We start from the raw sequence: 21242 nt of genomic DNA, 5'->3' as shown, positions 1-21242 counted from the left end.
GAGGGAGGGAGGGAGGAAGAGGGGGAGGCAGGGGAGACGGGGGTGCCCCCGGCCGGCGTGACGACCCCCGGAAGGGGTGTGGGGCCGTCGCGCACGGGCCGGGGGCAGTACGGGGAGGAGGGGGAAGGGGAGGAGGGGGAAGGAGGGAGATGCCGAAAGAGGGAAGGGGAGGGAAGGGGAGGCGGAGAAGGCCGGAAGGGGGCGAGGGGCGCGGGCGCTCAGGAGGAGCGCGGCGGCTCCGGTACCGGCAGCAGCGGCAGCGACACGTCCGGGTCGTCCAGGCTCGCGCCGGTCCGCAGGTCGAACTCCTGCTTGTGCATCGGCGAGGCCACCACCGGCACGCCGTCGCGGGTGCCCATGATGCCGTCGGCGATCACGTGGGCGCCCGAGTACGGATCCCGGTTGCCCACCGCGTACACCTCGCCCGCCGCGTCCTTGAACAGCGCCGCCTCCGTCCCGTCCGGCAGCACCGCCGCCCGCCCGCGCCCCGGCTCCAGGAACTCCGCCCCGGTCGCGTGCGGCGCGAAGCGGGCCAGCGCCGCCGGGTCCTCCAGGACCGCCCGCCACTCGTCGCGGTAGGCGGCCACGTGCCGCTCCATCTGCGCCTCCAGCTCGGCGCCGATGCCCAGCGCGTCCTCGATCAGCACCTCCCGCAGGTGCGCGATCCCGTCGCCGGAACCGCCGAGCCGTTCCAGCCAGGCCGAGGTGCGCTCCAGCCGCTCGCCGGTCCGCAGGTAGTACATGAGGAAACGGTCGATCAGCGCGAAGAGCCCGGTCGCCGACAGGTCGGAGGCGAGCAGGTCGGCGTGGCGCGGGGTCGCGCCGCCGTTGCCGCAGACGTACAGGTTCCAGCCGCCCGCGGTGGCGATGACGCCGATGTCCTTGCCGCGGGCCTCCGCGCACTCGCGCAGGCACCCCGAGACCCCGCCCTTGATCTTGTGCGGGGCGCGCAGGCCCCGGTAGCGGAGCTCCAGGTCGGTCGCGAGCTGCACGGAGTCGCCCTGCCCGAAGCGGCAGAACCTCGCGCCCACGCACGACTTCACGGTCCGCAGCGACTTGCCGTACGCCTGCCCGGACTCGAAGCCGGCCGCGATCAGCCGGCGCCAGATCGCCGGCAGGTCCTCCTTGCGCGCGCCGAAGAGGTCGATCCGCTGACCGCCGGTGATCTTGCTGTAGAGGCCGTGGTCGCGGGCCACCTCGCCGATGGCGATGAGCTGTCCGGCGGTGATCTCGCCGCCGGGGACCCGGGGCACGACCGAATAGGTGCCGTCCTTCTGGAGGTTGGCGAGGAAGAGGTCGTTGGAGTCCTGGAGCGCCGCCTGCTCGCCCTCCAGGACGTGCCGCAGGCCCAGTTCGGGAGCGAGGGTGCCCAGGACGTTGGCGACGACCGGCTTGCAGACCGTGCAGCCCGCTCCCCCGGCGCCGTACCGCTCCAGCAGCTCGGTGAAGGAACGGATCCGCTCGGTGCGGACCAGTTCGTACACCTCCGGCCGGGTCAGCTCCGGGAAGTGCTCGCACAGCCCGCGCCGCTTCTCCACGCCCGCCGCGTCGAGGACGGCCTGGAGGGTGCCGGCACAACCGCCGCAGCCCGTGCCCGCCTTGGTGCAGCGCTTCACGCCGCCGACGTCGGTCAGGCCGTGCTCGGCGATCGCCGCGCTCACCGCCCCCTTGGTCACGTTGTGGCAGGAGCAGACGACGGCGTCGTCGGGGAGGGCGTCCGCGCCCGGGAGCTGCGCGCCGCCGGCCGCCGCGGGCAGGAGGTACGCCTCCGGCGGGGCCGGAAGGCGCCGCCCGGCGTGCGGCTTCAGCGAGCCGTACGCCCCGGCGTCGCCGACCAGGATCCCGCCGAGCAGCTGCCCGTCCGGGCCCAGGAGCAGCTTCTTGTAGACGCCCTCGCGACCGTCCGAGAAGACGATCTCGGTCGCCTCCCCGCCGCCCGCGAACGGGTCGCCGAACGAGGCCACGTCCGCGCCCATCAGCTTCAGCTTCGTGGAGGTGTCGGCCCCGGTGAACTCCGTCGCCCCGTCGCCCGCCAGCTGGTCCGCGACCGTCTCCGCCATCTGGTGGCCCGGCGCGACCAGGCCGTAGACGCGCCCGTCGGAGGTCTGGGCGCACTCGCCGATCGCGTACACGTACGGGTCGGTGGTCCGGCAGTGCGGATCGACCGCGACCCCGCCCCGGTCGCCGACCGCGAGCCCCGCCTCGCGGGCCAGCCGGTCGCGCGGGCGCACACCGGCCGAGAAGACCACCAGGTCGGCGGGGAGCCGCTCGCCGTCCGAGAGGACGAGGGCGGTGGTCCGGCCGTCCGCGCCGGTCTCCACCGCGGTGGCTCCCACGCCGGTGTGCACGGCCACGCCCATCGACTCGATCGTGGACCGCAGGGCCGCCGCGCCGCCGTCGTCCACCTGGAGGGGCATCAGGCGGGGCGCGAACTCCACGACGTGCGCGGCCAGTCCGAGGGTGCGCAGCGCACCCGCAGCCTCCAGGCCGAGCAGCCCGCCGCCGATCACGACGCCGGTCCGCGCGTGCTCGGCGTAGGCGGTGAGCGCGTCCACGTCGTAGAGCGTGCGGTACGTGAAGCAGCCCGGGGCGTCGGCGCCGGGGATCGGCGGCACGAAGGGGTACGAGCCGGTGGCCAGCACCAGGGCGTCGTACGGCACGACCGCGCCGGAGGTGGTCGTGACCGTCCGGGCGGCGGTGTCGACCTGCTCGGCCGGGTCGCCCAGCCGCAGGTCGACGCCGTGGGCGGCGAGGAAGCCGGGCGCCGCGAGCCCGAGCCGGCCGGGGTCGGTGCCGGCGAACACGGAGGAGAGGTGCACCCGGTCGTACGCGGGCACGTCCTCCTCCGCCAGGACGGTGACGCGCCAGCCCGGCGCCGCCGGGTGCGCCGCCAGCGCCCCCCGCTCGGCGAGCGCCTCCAGCAGCCGGTGCCCGACCATGCCGTGACCGACGAGAACGAGGCGGGGGGTCGGGGACGGCATGGGGGCGCTCCGGGGGGTCTGTGGCCGGTGGCCGGTGATCGGTGATCGGTGGCCGGTGATCGGTGGGCGGTGCGGCCGGTGGGATCGGCGTGCGGTCGGCCCGCACCTTCGACCGTAGGCGGGGACGCGCGGGCGTCCGCCCCGAAAAGGGCCCGACCGGAAGGGACTTGCGGCCCCCTCGGCGGGGCCTTACGGCGTGCGGCGGCGCGGTGCGCGTCCCGTAGCGTGGAGACCACGGGCCGTCGGCGCCACGACACCGCCGTCGGCCGCCCCCGCCGCGACTCCCGGGCCGGTGCACCCCGGGAGCCCGCGGCGAACGGCACCGCCTGCCGCGCCCCGCGTGCCCCCGCGGCCCCCGACGGGACGGGGCGCCGTACCGCGCCCCCGCGTGCGCGCACCGCGCCCGGTGGGGCGGCGCCTTCCGCCGTACCCCGTGGGGCCCGCGCCCCGCGGAAACGGGGCCCTCCGCCGCAGCCCCGTGCGGGCAGGCGTCCCGCAGGGCGACGGGGGTCCGTGGAGAGAGGAGAGCGGAATGGTCCGGGAGGTCGTGGTGGTGGCGCACGGCAGCGGACTGCCGGAGGCCGCCACCGCGGTGGAGCGCCTCGCGGCGGGGGTCCGCGCCCTGACCCCCGCGCCCGTCACCGTCGCGTACCTGGACCACCGGACGCCGTCCCTGCCGGACGTGCTCGCCGGCCGCCCCGGCGCCGTGGTGGTGCCGCTGCTGCTGGGCGACGGCTACCACCGCACCGTGGACGTGCCGGCCGTCGCCCGGCGCTTCGCGTGCGTCGTGACGCCGTCCCTGGCGGGCGAGCGCGCCGTGTCGCTGGCGCTGTACGACCGGCTGCGCTCCGCCGAGCGCGCGGCGGGCGCCCCCGCGGACGCCGTCGTCGTCGCGGGCGCCGGCTCGTCCCGCCCGGCCGGGAACGACGGGACCCTCGCCGCGGCGGAGCAGCTGGGGCTCCTCCTGCCGGTGCCGGTGACCGTCGCGTACTGCTCGGCCGCGTCGCCCTCTCCGGAGGAGGCGGTGGCACGCGCGCGTGCGGCGGGTTTCCGGCGGGTGGCGGTCGCGGCCCACCTGCTGGCGCCGGGCCGGTTCGCCCGCGCCCTGGCGGCGCTGCCGGACGCGCACGCGGTGTCCGCGCCGCTGGCGGACCATCCGCGGCTGGCCCGGCTGGTGGCGGCCCGCCACGAGGCCGCGGCGCGGCTCCCGGAGGCCGTACCGCTCCGCGTGGCTTGAGGGGCCCCGGGGCGGGCTCTGCTGTGCTGGCCCCATGACACAACCCTTCCTGCCGCTGACCGCGCGCTCCCGCGAGGAGTCGCACCGGACCGCCACGCCCCTGGAGCTCTTCTTCGACCTGTGTTTCGTGGTCGCCGTCGCCCAGGCGGGCGCGGCGCTCGTGCACGCGGTCGCCGAGGGGCACGCGGGCGAGGGCGTCGTGAACTACGCGATGGTCTTCTTCGCCATCTGGTGGGCCTGGATGAACTTCACCTGGTTCGCCTCGGCCTACGACAACGACGACGTCCTCTACCGGGTCATCACGCTGGTGCAGATCGCCGGTGTGCTGATCCTGGCCGCCGGGGTCTCGCGCGCCTTCGAGGAGCACGACTTCCTCGTCGTCTACCTCGGCTATCTGGTGATGCGGGTGGCGCTCGCCTCGCAGTGGCTGCGGGCCGCCCGGCACGCGGCGTCGGCGGAGGAGCGGACGATGTGCCGCCGGTACGCGGGCGGGGTGCTGACGGTGCAGCTGGGCTGGCTGTCGCTGCTGTTCGTGCCGGACGGGGCGCTGCCGTGGGTCTTCCTGGTGATGGCGCTGGCGGAGCTCGCGGTGCCGGTGTACGCGGAGAAGGACGCGCCCAGCACCTGGCACCCGCACCACATCGCGGAGCGGTACGGCCTGTTCACGATCATCGTGCTCGGCGAGTCGGTGGCGGCGGCGACCGTGGCGGTGAAGTCGGGGGTGGTCGAGAACGACGCCCTGAACGAGCTGCTGCCGATCGCGGCGGGCGGGCTGCTCATCGTCTTCGCCGCCTGGTGGATCTACTTCGTCGTCCCGGCGCACGACCGGCTGACGGACAGCCGGCAGGGCTTCCTGTGGGGGTACGGACACTTCGTGATCTTCATGTCGGCGGCGGCGATCGGCGCCGGCCTGGAGATCGCCGTGGAGCAGGCCGTCGGCAAGGCCCACATCAGCACGCTCGCCGCCTCCGCCTCGGTGACGATCCCGACGGCCGTGTTCCTGCTGTCGGTGTGGCTGCTGCACGCCCGCTACTTCAAGGTCGGCCTCGCCCAGCAGGCGGTGCTGCCGGGAGCGGCGCTCGCGATCCTGCTCTGCTCCTTCGCGGGCGGCTGGGCGGTGCTCTCGGCGGGCCTGGTGGCGGCGGCCGCGGTGGCGGTCGGCGTGACGCTCGCCGCACGCGCTCCCGCCACCGGGACGGGCCGCGCCTCCTGAGGTAGGAAGGGGGGCATGACGGCAGAGCTGCTCTCCCCCGACGGCCTCACCGACGTGCCCGGCGTCCGGGTGGGCCACGCGCGCGTGGCGGGCCCCCGGGCCCTGTCGGGGACCACGGTCGTCCTCGCCCCCGAGGGCGGCGCGGTGGCCGCCGTGGACGTGCGCGGCGGAGGTCCCGGCACCCGGGAGACGGACGCCCTCGACCCGAGGAACGTGGTCCAGCGGATCGACGCCCTCGTCCTGACCGGAGGCAGCGCCTACGGCCTGGACTCCGCCGCCGGGGTGATGGCCTGGCTGGAGGAGCGCCGGCGCGGGGTCAGGGTCGGCCCCCACCCGTCCCACGTGGTGCCGGTCGTGCCGGCCGCCTGCGTCTTCGACCTGGGCCGGGGCGGCGACTTCGCGGCCCGCCCGGACGCGGCCACCGGCCGGGCCGCCGTGGAGGCCGCGGCGGCGTCCGGGGACCACGCGCGCGTGGCGACGGGCGCGGTCGGCGCCGGCACCGGGGCGGTCGTCGGCGGGATGCGCGGCGGGGTCGGCACGGCGGGCCTCCGCCTGGAGTCCGGGATCACGGTCGCCGCCCTGGTGGTGGTGAACGCGGTCGGCTCGGCCGTCGACCCGGCGACCGGCGTCCTGTACGGCGGCTTCTTCGAGGACGCCGCGGCCGTCGGCGGGGGCCCCGGCGGTGCCCGTGAGGGGTGGCCGGACCGCCCGCCGCGCGCGGTGCACGAGGCCGCGGTCCGGCGGCTCGCCGAGGCGCGCGCCGCCTCCGTCCGGCCCCCGCTGAACACGACCCTCGCGGTGGTCGCCACGGATGCCGCGCTGACCCGCGCCCAGGCCCAGAAGGTGGCGGGCACGGCGCACGACGGCATCGCCCGGGCGATCCGGCCGGTGCACCTGATGAACGACGGCGACACGGTCTTCGCGCTCGCCACCGGGGCCCGCGAGCTGCCGTCGGAGCCGGGGCCGCTCGCGCTGAACGGGATCCTGGCGGCCGGTGCCGACCTGGTGACCCGGGCGATCGTCCGCGCGGTCCTCGCCGCCCCGGGGGGCCTGCGCGGCCCGGGCGGCGACTTCCCCTCGTACGGGGAGCTGTACGACCGGCCGCACGCCTCGCCCGCCGCCCCGTACTCCCGCTGACGGCACGGGAGTCGGGGGTGCGCCGGAGCCGGGAACTTCCGTCGCCGGTCCCTCGTTTTCCGTAACCCCGACCCCGTTGTCGGACCCAGGGACTACGTTAAGCAAGCACCAAGTGACATGCGGCGACGGCCTGGAGACCCTCTTGAACGATCCGCGGGATCACCTCGATCCGTACGAGACGACCGAGACGCACGTCGAGCGGCTCCTCGGCCGGGCGCTCAACTCCTTCGACCTGCCCGACGCGATGGTGGAGCGCCTGGAGTCGGCGCTCGCCCACTCCACCGCGCTGCATTCCTCGCACCACGGCTCCTCGCTGCACCGCGCCACCTACCGCCACGCCTATCTGCTGTCCGACGGCAGCGCCCTCGTCCTCTGGGAGCTCGTGCACAACGCGGGCCGGGACGGCACCGAGCAGCACGAGCTGTACGCGGAGGAGACGGAGGCCCGGCTGGCCGCCTCCCGGCTGCCGGCCGGCCCGCTGCCCGAGTGGACCGTGGAGCGGACCGACGGGCGGCCCGCCGACGAGGACGACGACCTGGCGGCGCTGGGCGCCCTGCTGGCCCGCCCGATACCCGCCCAGCCCCGGATGTACGTGCCGGACAACTCGGCGGACCACGCCCGCCGCGTGCTGCGCCGTGCGGAGAACGAGGACCGGCCCGCCGAGCGGACCGCCCGCAGGCTGCGGATCGCCTTCGCCCACCACATCACCCAGGTGTTCGGCCGTCATTGCCCCGTGGAGGGCGGCCGGGAGGCCGGATTCACCCTCTACGAGCACCAGTTCCTGCTGCTCGACGGCACCGAGCTGAGCCTCTGGGAGGTCGAGCACACGGCCACCCCGGACGGCCGGCACATGTGCGAGGTGTACGAGACGGAGGCCGCGGCGCGCGGGGCGATGGAGGCCCGCTCCCGGGTCCGCTGAGCCGCTGCCGGGCGGCGGCCCGTGCGCACGCCGAAGGGCCCCGGTCGGAAGACCGGGGCCCTTAGGCGGTCGTGCGGGGAGGGGCGGGCCCGGAGACTTCGCCGGGAACCGCCCCCGGAGGCCCAGGAGGCCCGGGGAGCCCAGAGGGCTCAGGGTCCGAGGCCCGGGAGACTCGGCGGCCAGGAGAAGGACCGGAGGCTCAGGAGGTGAGCGCCGGCTCCTTCTCCAGCGGCGCGGGGCCGTCCCCGGCCGTGCCGTCGTCCTCGCCCGCGCCGCCCTCCAGGTGCTGCTTGGGCCTGGCCGGCAGGGCGAACATCACCAGGAAGATCCCGGCGAGGACCACCGCGGCCCAGCCGAGGGAGTTGCGGAAGGCCTCCGTGAAGGCCGTCGTGATCTCCTGCGGGGCCCGCTGGAGCCGCTCCTCGTCGAAGGTGCCGAAGAAGACCACCGACACCAGGCCGAGCCCGATCGCGTTGCCCATCTGCCCGGTCATGTTGATCAGACCGGAGGCCGAACCCGCGTGCTCCTTCGGGACCTCCGACAGCACCGCGTCGGTCAGCGGCGCCACGATCAGCCCCATGCCGAGGCCCATCACCACCAGCGCGGGGACCATCTGCCAGGACGTGATCTCCGCCCCGTACCGTCCGGCGACGAAGAAGTAGAGCAGGATGCCCGCGCCCATCGTCAGCGCGCCGGTCTGGAGCACCTTGCGGCCGAAGCGCGGCACCAGCAGCTGCACCGACAGGCCCGCCGCCATGGAGACGGCGATCGAGAACGGCACCCCGGTCAGGCCCGCCCGCAGGGCGCTCCAGCCGAGGCCGAGCTGCATGTAGAGCGTCCACACCAGGAAGAAGATGCCGAGCACGATGCCGAAGGTCAGCTGCACGGCGATGCCGGCCGCGAAGGACTTCACGCGGAACAGCGACAGCTCGACCAGCGGCGACCCGTCCTTCTTCGTCTTGTACCGCTCGTACGCCACCAGGACGCCGAAGACCAGCGGGCTGGCCGCCATCATCAGGTGGCCCCACAGCGGCCAGTCCAGCTCGCGGCCGCGCGTCAGCGGGTAGATCAGCAGGAGCAGCGCGGCCGTGACGAGCACCACGCCGACCAGGTCGAGCCGGAGTGCCTTCGGCGCCTTCGACTCGGTGATGTACTTCCGTCCGAGCAGCAGCGCGGCGATGCCCACCGGCAGGTTGATCAGGAAGATCGGCCGCCACTCCAGGCCCGCGATGTTCCACTCGGTGAGCAGCGCGCCGAGCAGCGGTCCGGAGACCGCGCCGAGACCGACGATGGCGCCGAAGAGACCGAAGACCTTGCCGCGCTCGTGCGCCGGGAAGGTGACGTGCACGATCGACAGCACCTGCGGCACCATCATCGCCGCCGCCGCGCCCTGGAGGAGGCGGGAGGCGACCAGCATCTCCGGGTTGGCGGCGAGACCGCACAGCGCGGAGGCGACGGTGAAGCCCGCCGTGCCGAACAGGAAGAGCCGCTTGCGGCCGTAGATGTCGCCGAGGCGGCCACCGGTGATCAGGCCGGCGGCGAAGGCCAGCGCGTAGCCGGCGGTGATCCACTGGATCGCGGTGGTCGTGGTGCCCAGGTCGTGCTCGATGCTGGGGATCGCGATGTTCACGATCGTGGCGTCGACCAGGTCCATGAAGGCGGCCGTCATGACGATGGCCAGGGCGATCCAGCGTCTGCTGTCCCCCGCGGTGCTGCTGTCCGCCCCCGTGGCGGCGTCGGTCTCGTGTGCGCTCATAGGAGAACCATAGGAGTGATGTAGGTCGGGTTACGTCCTAATTCCGGCGCATGATGGCGTGCATGACGGACACCCCGGCACGACTCCTCACTCTGCTCTCGCTCCTCCAGACCCCGCGCGAGTGGCCCGGCAGCGAGCTCGCCGACCGGCTCTCGGTCTCCGCGCGCACGATCCGCCGCGACATCGACCGCCTCCGCGACCTCGGCTATCCCGTCGAGGCGACCAAGGGGGCGATCGGCGGCTACCGGCTCGTCGCCGGCACGGCCATGCCCCCGCTGCTCCTCGACGACGAGGAGGCCGTCGCCATCGCCGTCGGACTCCGGGCCGGCGCGGGGCACGCCATCGAGGGCGTCGACGAGGCGTCCGTGCGGGCCCTGGCCAAGCTGGAGCAGGTGCTCCCGGCGCGGCTGCGGCACCGGGTCTCCACGCTGCAGAACGCGACCCTGCCGCTGACCCGTGGCGACGGCGCCACCGTCGCGCCCTCCACCCTCACGGCCCTCGCGGGCACCGTGACCGGCCGCGAACGGCTCCGCTTCAGCTACCGGGCGGGGGACGGCGCCGAGTCCAAGCGGCTCGTGGAGCCCTACCGGCTGGTGTCGACGGGCCGGCGGTGGTACCTCGTCGCGTACGACCTGGGGCGGGAGGACTGGCGGACCTTCCGCGTCGACCGGATCACCGACCCGCTCGCGACCGGGGCGCGCTTCACGCCGCGGGAGCTGCCGGAGGGCGACGAGGCGGCGTACCTCGCGCGCTCGATGGCGCGGGCGCAGGGGGAACTGGACCTGGACGTCACCTTCGGGGCGTCCGCGGAGACGGTCGCCGGACGGCTGCCGGCGCACCTGGCGCCGGTGGCCACGGGCGAGGACACGTGCCGGGTGCGGGGGCGGGTGCCCGAGTCCGTCGAATGGCTCGCCATCCGGCTGGCGATGCTCGACGTCCCCTTCAAGGTGCATGCGCCCGAGGCGCTCCGCACGCACCTCCAGGCCCTCACCACCCGCCTGGCCACAGCCCTCGCCTGACCCCCATCGCCCTGCGGGGCGCCTGCCCCACGGAGGTGCAGCGGAGGGCACCTCCGCCGGACGCGGGTGCGGGGCACGGGCGGCGGCCCGGTGGGGGGCGCCGCCCGCGGGGAGGGGCGGGGGTCAGGCGACCGCGTCGAAGCCGGTGTCGCGGGCCATCTTCTTCAGCTCCAGCAGCGCGTGCTTCTCGATCTGGCGGATGCGCTCGCGCGTGAGCCCGTGCTCCTTGCCGACCTCCGTCAGCGTCCGCTCGCGCCCGTCCTCGATCCCGTACCGCATCCGGATGATGGACGCCGTGCGGTGGTCGAGCTTGTCGATGAGGTCGTCGAGCTCCTCGCTCCGCAGCAGCGTGAGGACGGACTGCTCCGGCGAGATCGCCGAGGTGTCCTCCAGCAGGTCGCCGAACTGCGTCTCGCCCTCGTCGTCGACCGACATGTTGAGCGAGACCGGGTCGCGCGCCCAGTCGAGGACGTCGGTGACCCGCTCCGGCGTGGAGCCGAGCTCCTCCGCGACCTCCGCGGGCTCCGGCTCGCGCCCGTGCTCGCGGTTGAACTCGCGCTGGACCCGGCGGATGCGGCCCAGCTCCTCCACCAGGTGGACGGGGAGACGGATGGTGCGGGACTGGTCGGCGATGGACCGGGTGATGGCCTGGCGGATCCACCACGTGGCGTACGTGGAGAACTTGAAGCCCTTCGCGTAGTCGAACTTCTCGACGGCGCGCACCAGGCCCGCGTTCCCCTCCTGGATCAGGTCGAGCAGGGGCAGGCCGCTGCGCGGGTAGCGCCGGGCCACGGCGACGACGAGCCGCAGGTTGGACTTGATGAAGAGGTCCTTGGCACGCTCGCCCTCGGCGGCCAGCACCTCCAGCTCCTCGCGGGTCGCCCCGCCCGCCCCGGTCTCCTCCACCTCGCCGTCGAGGATCTGCTGGGCGTAGACGCCCGCCTCGATGGTCTGGGAGAGCTCGACCTCCTTGGCGGCGTCGAGCAGGGGCGTGCGCGCGATCTCGTCGAGGTACATGCCGACCAGGTCGCGGTCGGCGATCTCCCCGCCCACGACGCGAACGCTGCTTGCCCGGCCGTCCCCGCTCTTGGCGGCGGACTGACGACGGGCGACGGCACGGGTTGCCATGCGTGCTCCCTTGCTGAGTAGGTCGCGACACCTTTCGGGTGCCCTGCATCCGACGGAAACAACGACCGGAATCGGGACAGAATTCCCAGGAGACTCAGGATTTTCGCGATCATGCAGTATCCTGCGCCGCCGCCGCCCCGTCCGGCGGCTCGTCGCCGACGCGGATCCGCAGGTCAGAGCCTGCCGAGCGGCCTTCCGGGCCTTCCCCGACCGCACTGTCGGTGAGACGGCCGTCACACCGATGGGCCGTCCGCCCTTCTCCTTCTACGACGCCGGGCGGTGGCGTGAAGTTGCCTCGGCCACCTCCCGTCTCATCCCTCGGTCCCGCCCTTCGGTCCCGCCCCCGGCCTCACCCGCCGGGCGCCCGCACCGCCGCCCCCTCGTACCCGGTCGCAGCGACCTCAACCCGCGGCCGAGGCCCACGGCCTCGACCCACGACCTCGACCCGCGACCGAGGCGCGGGTCCGCCCCGCGGTGTAGGTCCCGGGCCCGTTACGGCCCGCCCCTCCCCCGCCCTACCGTCCGGTCCATGGACACCACCGGCATCCTCGACGAGGCCCTCGAACGGCTCCACACCACCGGACCCGAGCGGAACGGCTGGCTCACCAACCACGCGCCGATGGCCGTGGAGGCGCTGGCCCGCCACGGGCACGCCGCCGGCGTGCACCGCTGGCTCGACGCGTACGCGCCGAAGCTGGAGGAGGCGCCCGCCCCGTACGCCCCGGTCACCGCCGCGAACTGGCGGGAGGCGCTCGGCGACCCGGTCCGGATCACCGACTGGACGCGCCACTTCGCCCGCGAGCTGGCGGACCGGCCCTGGCGGGAGGTGCTGGCGGAGTGGTGGCCGCGGCTGCTGCCCGGCATCGCGGGCGGCGCCACCCATCCGGTGATCCGCACCGGGCACGCCGTACGGACCCTGCTGGCGCCGGGCGGGGAGACGGGGCCGCGGCGGGCGGAGCTGGCGCACGCCCTCGGGTACTGGGCGGCCCGGCACCGGCCGCTGCCCGCGCTCGCCCCGCTGGCCGCCGCGCCGGACGCGGCCGCCGCGCTCGCCGCCGTACCGCCCGTCCCCCGGCAGGAGGGCGGGATCCGGGAGCGGCTCGCGCAGCTGACGGGCTTCCCCGCCTGGGGCGCGGAGACCGGGCCCGAGGCGGCGCGGGAGCGGCTGGAGGAGCTGGTGGCGGCGGCCGTGCACCGGTACGCGACGCACGGGCACGGCGAGCCGATCATGCTGGTGCACGCGGCGACGGCGCCCAACGCCGTCCTGCGGACCCTGCCCGCCCTGCCCCGCGCCCTGTGGGCGCCGAGCCTGGCGGCGGCCTGGACGGCCTCGGCGGCGGTGACGGCCGCGTACGCGCCGCGGGAAGCCGCTCCGTACGCGCCGGCCGGCCTCACCGCGGAGGAGGTCTTCGCCCGGGCGGCGGCGCACGGCGACGACCACACGATCAAGTTCGCCGACACGGCGCTGGACGTCGGCGGCGCGCTCGCGCTGGCCGCCGCCGTCCGCTCGGTGGAGCTGAACCCGCCGGCGTACGGATAGCTCCGCCGGCCCCGCTCCGCCGGTCCCGTCAGCCGCCCCCGCCCCGCCGCCCGCTCAGCCGAACTGCACCGAGCGCTTCGCCAGCCCCATCCAGAAGCCGTCGATCACCGAGCGCTCGGCGTCGAGGTCGCCGGCGGCGTCGGCCGCGCCCATGGCGACGAAGAGCGGCGCGAAGTGCTCCGTGCGGGGGTGGGCGAGGCGGCCGGCCGGGGACTTGCGCTCGAAGTCGAGCAGCGCGTCCACGTCGCGGGCGGCGAGGGCCTCGTGCCCCCAGGCGTCGAACTCGGCGGACCAGCCCGGCACGCCGCCGCCGGTGTGCCGGAGCGCCGCGAGGTTGTGGGTGAAGAAGCCGCTGCCGACGATCAGCACGCCCTCGTCCCGCAGCGGGGCGAGCCTGCGGCCGATGTCCATGAGCCGGCGCGGGTCGAGGGTCGGCATGGAGATCTGGAGGACCGGGATGTCGGCCCCGGGGTACATCTCGACGAGCGGCACGTACGCGCCGTGGTCGAGGCCCCGGTCGGGGATGTCCTGGACGGGGGTGCCCGGCGAGCGCAGCAGCTTGCGGACGGACTCGGCGAGCGCGGGCGCGCCGGGGGCGTCGTACCGGACCCGGTAGTAGTGCTCGGGGAAGCCCCAGAAGTCGTGGACGAGCGGGATCGTCTCGGTGGCGCCGAGGGCGAGCGGGGCCTCCTCCCAGTGGGCGGAGACCATGAGGATCGCCCGGGGGCGGGGCAGTCCGGCCGACCAGGCGGCGAGCTCGCCGGGCCAGACCGGGTCGTCGGCGAGCGGGGGCGCGCCGTGGGACAGGTAGAGCGCGGGCATCCGTTCCAGCGTGGCGTCCATGGTGACGGCCTCCTCCTCCGGCAGAAGTCCTTGAAACTTCAAGCTCGATGCTCGCAGCGTAAACCTACATAGTTCAACTTTCAAGAATGGGTCGTACGATGGACACCATGGGAGACACGACCGAACCGCGCTGGCTCAACGACGACGAACAGCGTGTCTGGCGCTCGTACCTCCATGCGACCACGCTCCTGGAGGATCACCTCGACCGCCAGTTGCAGCGCGACGCGGGCATGCCGCACGTCTACTACGGGCTCCTCGTCCAGCTCTCCCAGGCACCGCGCCGCCGGCTGCGCATGACCGAGCTCGCGAAGAGCGCGAAGATCACCCGCTCCCGCCTCTCGCACGCCGTCGCGCGCCTGGAGAAGAACGGCTGGGTGCGGCGCGAGGAGTGCCCCTCCGACAAGCGCGGCCAGTTCGCCCGGCTCACCGAGGAGGGCATGGAGGTGCTGCGGCGGACCGCGCCCGGGCACGTGGCGGCGGTGCGCCAGGCGATGTTCGACCGGCTCGCCCCCGAGCAGGTCGAACAGCTCGGCGCGATCATGCGGGTGATGGCGGAGGGCCTGGAGCCGACGGACCCGGAAGCGGACCTGCCCTGGCTCCGCTGAGCGGAACCAGGGCAGGCGGGGCGGGAGGGCCGGGGCGGGAGGCCCGAGGCGGGGGGCCGGAGGCTGGAGGCTGGAGGCGGCAGCAGTCCCCGGCCCTCGGCACCGGCCCCCGCGGCTCCGGGCTCAGTGCGCGATGACCGGCACCTTCACCTCGTCCTCGGAGCCCGCGCCGGAACCGGCGACCACGCCCGTCTCCGGCTTCCCCGTGGTGATCAGCACCGCGGCGATGGCCGCGGAGACGGCCAGGATGCCGACCGCCCACCAGATCGCGGCGGTGTAGCCCTCGACCATGCCCTGGAGCTGGAGCAGCTTCCGGGCGGCCGGGGTGGTCGCGCCGGCCGCGTGGTCGACGAGGTACGCGGTCGTCGCCGAGGCGGCGATCGTGTTCAGCAGGGCCGTGCCGATGGCGCCGCCGACCTGCTGCGAGGTGTTGACCATCGCGGAGGCCACGCCGGCGTCCTTCGGGTCCACGCCGTGCGTGGCGAGCGACATGGCCGGCATGAAGGCGGTGCCCATGCCGAGGCCGAGCAGCAGCTGCGCGGGCAGGATCAGCCCCGCGTAGGAGGTGCCGACCTCCAGCTGGGTCAGGAGCAGCATGCCGACGGCGGCGGTCAGGAAGCCGGGGGCCATGAGCAGGCGCGGCGGGACCCGGGTCATCAGCCGCGTGCCGATCTGGGTCGAGCCGATGATCATGCCCGCGATCATGGGCAGGAACGCGAAGCCCGTCTTGACCGGCGAGTACCCCTTCACGACCTGGAGGTAGTAGGTGAGGAAGAGGAAGAGGCCGAACATCGCGATGACGGCGAGGCCGAGCGAGAGGTAGACGCCGCCGCGGTTGCGGTCGGTGAGGACGCGCAGCGGCAGCAGCGGGTTCCTCACCTTCGCCTCGACGAGGACGAAGGCGCCGAGCAGCACCACCGAGGCCGCGAACATGCCGATCGTGCCGGCGTCGCTCCAGCCCTCGGACTCGGCGCGGGTGAAGCCGTAGACGAGCGCGACCAGACCCAGGGTGGAGAGGATCACGCCGGGGATGTCGAGCGCGGAGCGGTTGCGGCCGCCGGCCGGCTCGCGGATCACCAGGTACGCGCCGACGGCGGCGACGATCGCGAACGGGATGTTGACGAAGAAGGTCCAGCGCCAGTTCAGGTACTCGGTGAGGAAGCCGCCGAGGATCAGGCCCACGGCGCCGCCGCCACCGGCGATCGCGCCGTAGATGCCGAAGGCCTTGGCGCGCTCCTTGGCGTCGGTGAAGGTCACCGCGAGCAGCGAGAGCGCGGCGGGCGCGAGCAGCGCGCCGAAGGCGCCCTGGAGCGCGCGGGCCCCGAGCATCATGGCCTCGCCGGTCGCCGCGCCGCCGAGGGCGGAGGCGGCGGCGAAGCCGATCAGGCCGACGACGAAGGTGCGCTTGCGGCCCCAGAGGTCCGCGATGCGGCCGCCGAAGAGCAGCAGGCCGCCGAAGGCGAGGGCGTAGGCGGTGATGACCCACTGCCGGTTGCCGTCCGAGATGCCGAGGTCCTGCTGGGCGGAGGGGAGGGCGATGTTCACGATGGTCGCGTCGAGCACGACCATCAGCTGGGCGAGGGCGATGAAGACGAGTGCCTTCCAGCGGCCGGGGTCGGGCTGGACGGCGGCCGTCGACCGTGCGGTCTCGGCGGTTTCGGGCATGGCGGGAGCCACCTCTTGGTGCGTAAGGGAGGAAAAAGGGCTTCTACGAAGGCCGCGGGGGCTTCCGGGAGGGCCGCGAAGGCCTCCGGGAGGGCGCCGAGGGCTTCCGGAAGGAAGTGATCGGGTCGGACCGCGGGTCCGTCACGCGTCGCGTCTCAGGTCCCCCAGGGTCGCCGTCGTCCCCGGCAGCTCGGAGCGGGCGGGGGCCTCCAGGCCGTCGAGGAAGAGCTGGAGGTGGCGGTGGACGAAGGGGGCGAAGGCCTCGCAGCCGGTGCCCGGCAGCGGCCGGGTCAGCTGGGAGACGCCGACCATCAGGTCGCCGACGCCGATGTCGGCGCGGAGCCGGCCGGCCGCCTGCGCCCGCCGGACGAGGCCCTCGACGGCCTCCTCCAGGCGCTCGCGCTCGACGACGAGGTCGGGGTGGTCCTTGTCGAAGGTGCCGTCGAGCATCGGGCAGAGCGCGCCGACCCGCTCGTCGGCGGCCGCGAGCGCGAAGCGGCGGACCGCGGCGAAGGTGTCGGTCTCCTCGGCGGCCGCCCGCTCGGCCCGCTCGGTGAGCCGGGCGAGGAGCGAGAGGACGACCTCGTGGACGAGCCCGGGCCGCTCGGGGAAGTTGCGGTAGAGGGTGGCGTTGCCCACTCCGGCCCGGCGCGCGATCTCGTCGTACGGCACGGAACAGCCGAACTCCACGAACATCTCGCGGGCCGCCGCCACCAGCCGCTCGCGGTTGCGCACGGCGTCGGCGCGCGGCCGGGGCACCCGGCGCGCGGGGCGCTCCGGGTCCGCGCCCTCCGCGGGGACTCCACCGTCGGTGCGGATCACGCCACGACCTCCTCGGCCACTGTCGGCTCCCCGCGCCTCTCGGCCTCGCGGAGCCATCCGGGGAAACTCTCCCCACTTCGTCGGACTCTCTCCTGAACGGGGAAGGAATCCCCGGTTATTTCGCCTCCAACTGTGACCTGGCTCACATGCACGCCGTGTCGCCGGATACCCACGATCGGTCCACCCGGCGCGCGCCCCCGCACCGCTCCGCACAGGCTGATCGCGCGGCACCACGCCGCTGACCTGGCCCCGACCGGAGAGGCGACCGCATGCAGCACACCCGCCGGCGGATACGCAGACCGGTCGCCCTCGCGGCGACCGCGGCCCTCCTGCTCACCGTCCTCGTCTCGGCGAGCACCACGCTCCCCGGGCCCGCCCCGGCCTCGGCGGGCCCGGTGGCCGCCGCGCCGGACACCACCCGGCTCGGACCGTGCCGCATCGCCACGACCATGGGCGTGCAGATGTCGGAAGGGCTGCCGACCGCCCCCGGGTACGCCCGCTCCACCGGCCGGGTCCGCGCCCTCACGCTGATGGTCGACTTCCCCGACGCGCCCGGCGAGGGCACCGCCACGGCCCGCTTCCGCGAGTTCTTCCCGCAGACCGCCGACTGGTTCCGGGTCAGCTCCTACGGCCGGCTCCACTACGAGGCCGAGACGCCGATACCCGACTGGCTGCGGATGCCGCGGCCGTTCTCCTCGTACGGCATCGAGCGCGGCGCCCCGTACGAACCGGGGTACCGCTCCTTCGTCGAGGACATCGTGAAGGCGGCCGACCCGAGGGTCGACTTCAGCGCCTACGACCTGGTCAACATCCTGGTGACGCCGAACGCCGGCCCCTCGGCCCTGGACACCGTCCTGTCCGTGACCTTCTCCGGCAACGCCGACGCGCCCTACGCCGACGGCGTCCCGCTCGCCAACACGTCCTTCGTCTACAGCCGCCAGGACGACGGCTCCGGCAGCTTCGCCGAGACCGGCTACCGCGTCCTCCCCCACGAGAACGGGCACGTCTTCGGCCTCCCCGACCTGTACACCGCCGACGGCGGCGGCACGGTCGGCCACTGGGACATCATGTCCGAGGACTGGGGGGCCAACAACGACCTGCTCGGCTGGCACAAGTGGAAGCTCGGCTGGCTCGACAACGACCAGATCCGCTGTGCCTCCGCCACCGGCAGCAGCGAGCACCTGCTCACCCCGCTGGCCGTCGCCGGCGGCCCCAAGCTCGTCTTCGTGCCGCTCTCCGAGACCACCGGCTACGCCGTCGAGGTGCGCACCCGCGAGGGCAACGACGAGGCCGTCTGCGAACCGGGCGTCCTGGTCTACCGCGTCGAGACCGACGTCGACACCGGCCACGGCCCGGTCACCGTCGCCGACAGCGACCACGCCAGCGGCGGCTGCACCCGCCGCCCCAACGTCCACGCGGAACTCTCCGACGCCCCCTTCCGCCCCGGCGAGACCTTCACCGACCGCGCCAACGGCATCCGCATAGGCGTGGTGGACGAGGACGCGACGGGCGGCTTCCGCGTCCGCGTCAGCCGCGACTGACCCGGCCGGAGCCGGCCAGGAGCTCCCGCAGCGGGCCCTTGAGGAGCTTCCCCGCCGGATTCCGGGGCAGCTCCCCGTCCCGTACGAGGACGTGCGCGGGCACCTTGAAGGCGGCGAGGCGCGCGGCGACGTGCGCCCGCAGCCCCTCCGGGCCGGCCGCCGCGCCCGGCCGGAGCCGCACGACCGCGCCGACCTCCTCCCCCAGGAGCGGGTGCGGCACCCCCAGCACGGCGGCGTCGAGCACGTCCGGATGGTCCTGGAGCACCCCCTCGACCTCCACGCAGTACACGTTCTCGCCGCCCCGGACGACCATGTCGGTGAGCCGGTCGACCACCGTGACCCGCCCCTCCCCGTCCACCCGCGCGAGGTCGCCGGTCCGGAACCAGCCGCCGGGCGCGAAGGCGGCGCGGGTGGCGGCCTCGTCCCGCCAGTAGCCGCGGAAGAGCGACTGCCCCCGCAGCCACAGCTCGCCGACCCCGTCCTCGCCGGGCGCCTCGATCCGCACCTCGGTGGCGGGCGAGGGCCGCCCGACGCTGCCGGGCAGGGCGCGGTACTCGGCCCCCACGTGGGCGAGGACCCCGCCGCAGGTCTCGGTGAGCCCGTACCCGTTCCGGGGCTCGATCCGCTCCCCGTACCCCTCCGCCAGCCCCCGGGTGATCCCGGGCGGCGCGGCGGCCCCGCCCGTGCTCAGCAGCGTCAGGGTCTCCAGCGGGTCACCGGTCTCCCGGGCGAGCGCGAGCAGCTGCAGCGCGGTGGTGGGCACCCCGGCGTAGTGCGTCACCCGGTGCTCCCGGACCAGCTCCAGCGCCCGCGCCGGATCCCACTTCCGCATCATGACCAGCGTCCCGCCCCCCGCCATCACCGCGTACAGCGAGGTGAAGGCGGCCACGTGGAAGAACGGGAAGGTCGTCAGCGACACGATCGGCGCCCCGCCCCCCGGCCGCTCCCCGCGGACCAGCGCCGCGCGGGCCGCGAAGTACCGCGGGTGGACGGCCGCACCCGCCTGCGCGAGATGCGTGGCGACGGCCCCCTTGGGCCGCCCGGTGGTCCCCGAGGTGTAGAAGATCGTGGCGTCGTCCTCGGGCAGCACCTCGACGCCGGGCGGCCCGGCGAAGGGATCGGTGTCGGGCTCGTACGCCGCGAAGCCGGGCTCCGCCTCCCCGTGGAAGACGATCCCCGGCACCCCGGCCCGCCGCGCCCAGGCCCGCACCCGCGGCACCCGCTCCCCGTCGACGAGGAGCAGCCCCGGCCCGCAGTCGTCGAGCGCGTACGCGCACTCGTCCTCGGTCCACCAGGCGTTCAGCGGCACGGCGACGAGCCCGGCGAGCTGGACGGCCCAGAAGGCGACCTGCCACTCCGGCAGGTTCCGCATGGCGATCACCACGCGGTCCCCGCGCCGCAGCCCGTACTCCCCCACCAGCCGGCGGGCCAGCCCGCACGCGGCGTCGAAGAACTCCCGGTAGCCGACCGTCCCCGCCTCGGAGACCAGGAACGGGCGGTCCCCGTACCCCCACACCACCTCGACGAACTCCCGCAGGGTCCTCGCCCCGCCCACGTAGACCCCGCCCCGCACCTCGAACGGCGCGCCCTCGGCCACCAGGCTCCGCATCCCGCCCCTCCTCGCACCGACACATAAAACGGATCTCAGAATTCCGATTGAATACGCATCTGACGTATTCGGTCCACCTTTCAATCCACCTCTTGTCGCCTCTCGCCGCGCAGCGCTTGGATGCCCCCTGATCAACTCGCCGAACACATGCACAGGGTGGGGATTCCCATAAAGTACCGCCGCGGTTCACTCATGCTTTTTTCCGGTAGTCCCGGAAAACGTCTCACCGACCGGACGAGGACGGGACTCGTCGGAGCCCTCTCCGTCGCGCTGGGCATCTCACTGCTCTCCGCGCCGTCCTGGGCCATGCCCGTCGCACCGCTCGTCCAGCCGGGCGTCCCGCCCGTGCAGAAGGCCGAATCCGTCGACGGGACCGACTTCCGCGCCACCGGCTCCCGGAAAAGACCCACCCCCTCACCACCCTGGAGAGCCGCACCCGTCACCTGGCCCGCACCGGCCACCGAGCAGCTCGCCCTCCGGCCCGGCACGACCAGCGCCACCACGGCGGGCGGACTCCCCGTCCGCCTCACGCCGCCCGCCGCACGCGCGAAGAAGGCCGGCGCGGCCGCCCCCGTGAAGGTGACCGTCGCGGACCGCACCACCGCCCTGCGGGCCGGCGTCGAGGGCCTCCTCGTGTCGCTGCGCCCCGGGACCACCGGCACCACCGGCGCGCCCGCCGGCACCGAGGTCGAGGTCGACTACGGCTCCATCCGCGGCGCCTACGGGGCCGGCTGGGCCTCCCGCCTGCGCCTGGTGACCCTGCCCGCGTGCGCGCTCACCACGCCCGACAGGGCCGAGTGCCGCGAGCAGACCCCCCTGGCGACCCGGAACGACGCCGACACCCACACGCTCCGGGCCTCCCTCACCGCCACGGACGGCGCCGCCGCGTCCGGCACCGCCAGGACGGCGGCAGCGGCCCCCACCGCGGCCACCGCGGCGGCGTCCGGCGTCACCGTCCTGGCCGCGACGGCCGGCACCTCGGGCGCCGACGGCTCCTTCACCGCCACCTCGCTGGCCCCGTCGGGCTCGTGGTCGGCGGGCGGCAACTCGGGCGGCTTCGGCTGGACCGTGCCGATCGGGGTGCCCACCGTCCCCGGCGAGCTCACCCCGAAGATCGCCCTCGCCTACAACTCCTCCGCCATCGACGGCCGCACGGCCTCGACGAACAACCAGTCGTCGTGGATCGGCGAGGGCTGGGAGTACGCCCCCGGGTTCGTCGAGCGCGCC

The 21242-nt window shown here is 74.8% G+C and carries 15 protein-coding genes and 1 pseudogene; 9 read left to right on the top strand and 7 right to left on the bottom strand.

Annotation, left to right across the window (positions count from 1 at the left end; translation table 11 throughout):
• Positions 1–218 precede the first annotated feature (218 nt).
• Positions 219–2981, bottom strand: a complete 2763-nt coding sequence (nirB, locus tag IE287_RS23475; protein WP_189851147.1) for a nitrite reductase large subunit NirB — start codon at positions 2979–2981, stop codon at positions 219–221.
• A gap of 532 nt (positions 2982–3513) precedes the next feature.
• Between nirB and IE287_RS23470 the strand changes: the two genes are divergently transcribed.
• From IE287_RS23470 to IE287_RS23455, 4 genes are all read left to right on the top strand, one after another.
• Positions 3514–4218: a sirohydrochlorin chelatase gene (locus tag IE287_RS23470; RefSeq protein WP_189851146.1), complete on the top strand. Its 705-nt coding sequence runs from the start codon at positions 3514–3516 to the stop codon at positions 4216–4218.
• Between the two features lie 34 nt (positions 4219–4252).
• Positions 4253–5431: a low temperature requirement protein A gene (locus IE287_RS23465; RefSeq protein WP_189851145.1), complete on the top strand. Its 1179-nt coding sequence runs from the start codon at positions 4253–4255 to the stop codon at positions 5429–5431.
• A 15-nt stretch (positions 5432–5446) separates the two neighbouring features.
• Positions 5447–6568, top strand: a complete 1122-nt coding sequence (locus IE287_RS23460) for a P1 family peptidase (protein WP_189851144.1) — start codon at positions 5447–5449, stop codon at positions 6566–6568.
• A 142-nt stretch (positions 6569–6710) separates the two neighbouring features.
• Positions 6711–7487, top strand: coding sequence for a DUF6227 family protein (locus IE287_RS23455; protein ID WP_189851143.1), 777 nt, complete (start codon positions 6711–6713; stop codon positions 7485–7487).
• A gap of 199 nt (positions 7488–7686) precedes the next feature.
• Here the strand turns inward: IE287_RS23455 and IE287_RS23450 are convergent, their stop codons facing one another.
• A complete protein-coding gene (locus IE287_RS23450; protein ID WP_189851142.1) occupies positions 7687–9243 on the bottom strand; it encodes an MFS transporter in 1557 nt (518 codons plus the stop codon).
• 62 nt (positions 9244–9305) lie between these two features.
• On the opposite strand from IE287_RS23450, the gene IE287_RS23445 reads away from it, so the two are divergent.
• Positions 9306–10262, top strand: a complete 957-nt coding sequence (locus IE287_RS23445) for a helix-turn-helix transcriptional regulator (RefSeq protein ID WP_189851141.1) — start codon at positions 9306–9308, stop codon at positions 10260–10262.
• Between the two features lie 123 nt (positions 10263–10385).
• On the opposite strand, the gene IE287_RS23440 is transcribed toward IE287_RS23445, so the two are convergent.
• Complete coding sequence (locus IE287_RS23440; protein ID WP_189851140.1) at positions 10386–11390, bottom strand: sigma-70 family RNA polymerase sigma factor; 1005 nt, start codon at positions 11388–11390, stop codon at positions 10386–10388.
• Between the two features lie 529 nt (positions 11391–11919).
• Here IE287_RS23440 and IE287_RS23435 point away from each other — a divergent pair.
• Positions 11920–12930 carry a questin oxidase family protein gene (locus tag IE287_RS23435; RefSeq protein ID WP_189851139.1) on the top strand — a complete coding sequence of 337 codons (1011 nt, stop codon included), beginning with the start codon at positions 11920–11922 and terminating at the stop codon, positions 12928–12930.
• Between the two features lie 54 nt (positions 12931–12984).
• On the opposite strand, the gene IE287_RS23430 is transcribed toward IE287_RS23435, so the two are convergent.
• Positions 12985–13773 carry a dioxygenase family protein gene (locus IE287_RS23430; protein WP_189851138.1) on the bottom strand — a complete coding sequence of 263 codons (789 nt, stop codon included), beginning with the start codon at positions 13771–13773 and terminating at the stop codon, positions 12985–12987.
• 98 nt (positions 13774–13871) lie between these two features.
• On the opposite strand from IE287_RS23430, the gene IE287_RS23425 reads away from it, so the two are divergent.
• Positions 13872–14378: a MarR family winged helix-turn-helix transcriptional regulator gene (locus IE287_RS23425; protein ID WP_189851137.1), complete on the top strand. Its 507-nt coding sequence runs from the start codon at positions 13872–13874 to the stop codon at positions 14376–14378.
• A gap of 123 nt (positions 14379–14501) precedes the next feature.
• Here the strand turns inward: IE287_RS23425 and IE287_RS23420 are convergent, their stop codons facing one another.
• Complete coding sequence (locus IE287_RS23420) at positions 14502–16043, bottom strand: MFS transporter (protein ID WP_189851136.1); 1542 nt, start codon at positions 16041–16043, stop codon at positions 14502–14504.
• 141 nt (positions 16044–16184) lie between these two features.
• Positions 16185–16865 carry a TetR/AcrR family transcriptional regulator gene (locus tag IE287_RS23415; RefSeq protein ID WP_229883671.1) on the bottom strand — a complete coding sequence of 227 codons (681 nt, stop codon included), beginning with the start codon at positions 16863–16865 and terminating at the stop codon, positions 16185–16187.
• A 269-nt stretch (positions 16866–17134) separates the two neighbouring features.
• On the opposite strand from IE287_RS23415, the gene IE287_RS23410 reads away from it, so the two are divergent.
• Complete coding sequence (locus tag IE287_RS23410) at positions 17135–18406, top strand: M6 family metalloprotease domain-containing protein (protein ID WP_189851134.1); 1272 nt, start codon at positions 17135–17137, stop codon at positions 18404–18406.
• Here the strand turns inward: IE287_RS23410 and IE287_RS23405 are convergent.
• Positions 18393–20015 (bottom strand): class I adenylate-forming enzyme family protein, encoded by a 1623-nt coding sequence (locus IE287_RS23405; RefSeq protein WP_189851133.1) that lies wholly within the window; start codon positions 20013–20015, stop codon positions 18393–18395. The two genes, IE287_RS23410 and IE287_RS23405, sit on opposite strands and share 14 nt — an antisense overlap.
• 192 nt (positions 20016–20207) lie before the next feature.
• Here IE287_RS23405 and IE287_RS23400 point away from each other — a divergent pair.
• A pseudogene (locus IE287_RS23400) lies at positions 20208–21242 on the top strand (RHS repeat protein); the annotation flags it as partial.

Origin of the sequence: Streptomyces omiyaensis, assembly GCF_014650895.1 — a bacterium.
GTDB classification, from domain to species: Bacteria; Actinomycetota; Actinomycetes; order Streptomycetales; family Streptomycetaceae; genus Streptomyces; species Streptomyces omiyaensis.
The sequence above is the reverse complement of the archived record's forward strand: the minus strand, read 5'-3'. Positions and strand labels throughout refer to the sequence as shown.

What these genes read in the sequence shown, in the direction of transcription:
- nirB (WP_189851147.1), bottom strand. Translation starts at nt 2,981, where the DNA reads ATGCCGTCCCCGACCCCCCGCCTCGTTCTCGTCGGTCACGGCATGGTC.
- IE287_RS23470 (WP_189851146.1), top strand. Translation starts at nt 3,514, where the DNA reads ATGGTCCGGGAGGTCGTGGTGGTGGCGCACGGCAGCGGACTGCCGGAG.
- IE287_RS23465 (WP_189851145.1), top strand. Translation starts at nt 4,253, where the DNA reads ATGACACAACCCTTCCTGCCGCTGACCGCGCGCTCCCGCGAGGAGTCG.
- IE287_RS23460 (WP_189851144.1), top strand. Translation starts at nt 5,447, where the DNA reads ATGACGGCAGAGCTGCTCTCCCCCGACGGCCTCACCGACGTGCCCGGC.
- IE287_RS23450 (WP_189851142.1), bottom strand. Translation starts at nt 9,243, where the DNA reads ATGAGCGCACACGAGACCGACGCCGCCACGGGGGCGGACAGCAGCACC.
- IE287_RS23445 (WP_189851141.1), top strand. Translation starts at nt 9,306, where the DNA reads ATGACGGACACCCCGGCACGACTCCTCACTCTGCTCTCGCTCCTCCAG.
- IE287_RS23440 (WP_189851140.1), bottom strand. Translation starts at nt 11,390, where the DNA reads ATGGCAACCCGTGCCGTCGCCCGTCGTCAGTCCGCCGCCAAGAGCGGG.
- IE287_RS23435 (WP_189851139.1), top strand. Translation starts at nt 11,920, where the DNA reads ATGGACACCACCGGCATCCTCGACGAGGCCCTCGAACGGCTCCACACC.
- IE287_RS23430 (WP_189851138.1), bottom strand. Translation starts at nt 13,773, where the DNA reads ATGGACGCCACGCTGGAACGGATGCCCGCGCTCTACCTGTCCCACGGC.
- IE287_RS23425 (WP_189851137.1), top strand. Translation starts at nt 13,872, where the DNA reads ATGGACACCATGGGAGACACGACCGAACCGCGCTGGCTCAACGACGAC.
- IE287_RS23420 (WP_189851136.1), bottom strand. Translation starts at nt 16,043, where the DNA reads ATGCCCGAAACCGCCGAGACCGCACGGTCGACGGCCGCCGTCCAGCCC.
- IE287_RS23410 (WP_189851134.1), top strand. Translation starts at nt 17,135, where the DNA reads ATGCAGCACACCCGCCGGCGGATACGCAGACCGGTCGCCCTCGCGGCG.
- IE287_RS23405 (WP_189851133.1), bottom strand. Translation starts at nt 20,015, where the DNA reads ATGCGGAGCCTGGTGGCCGAGGGCGCGCCGTTCGAGGTGCGGGGCGGG.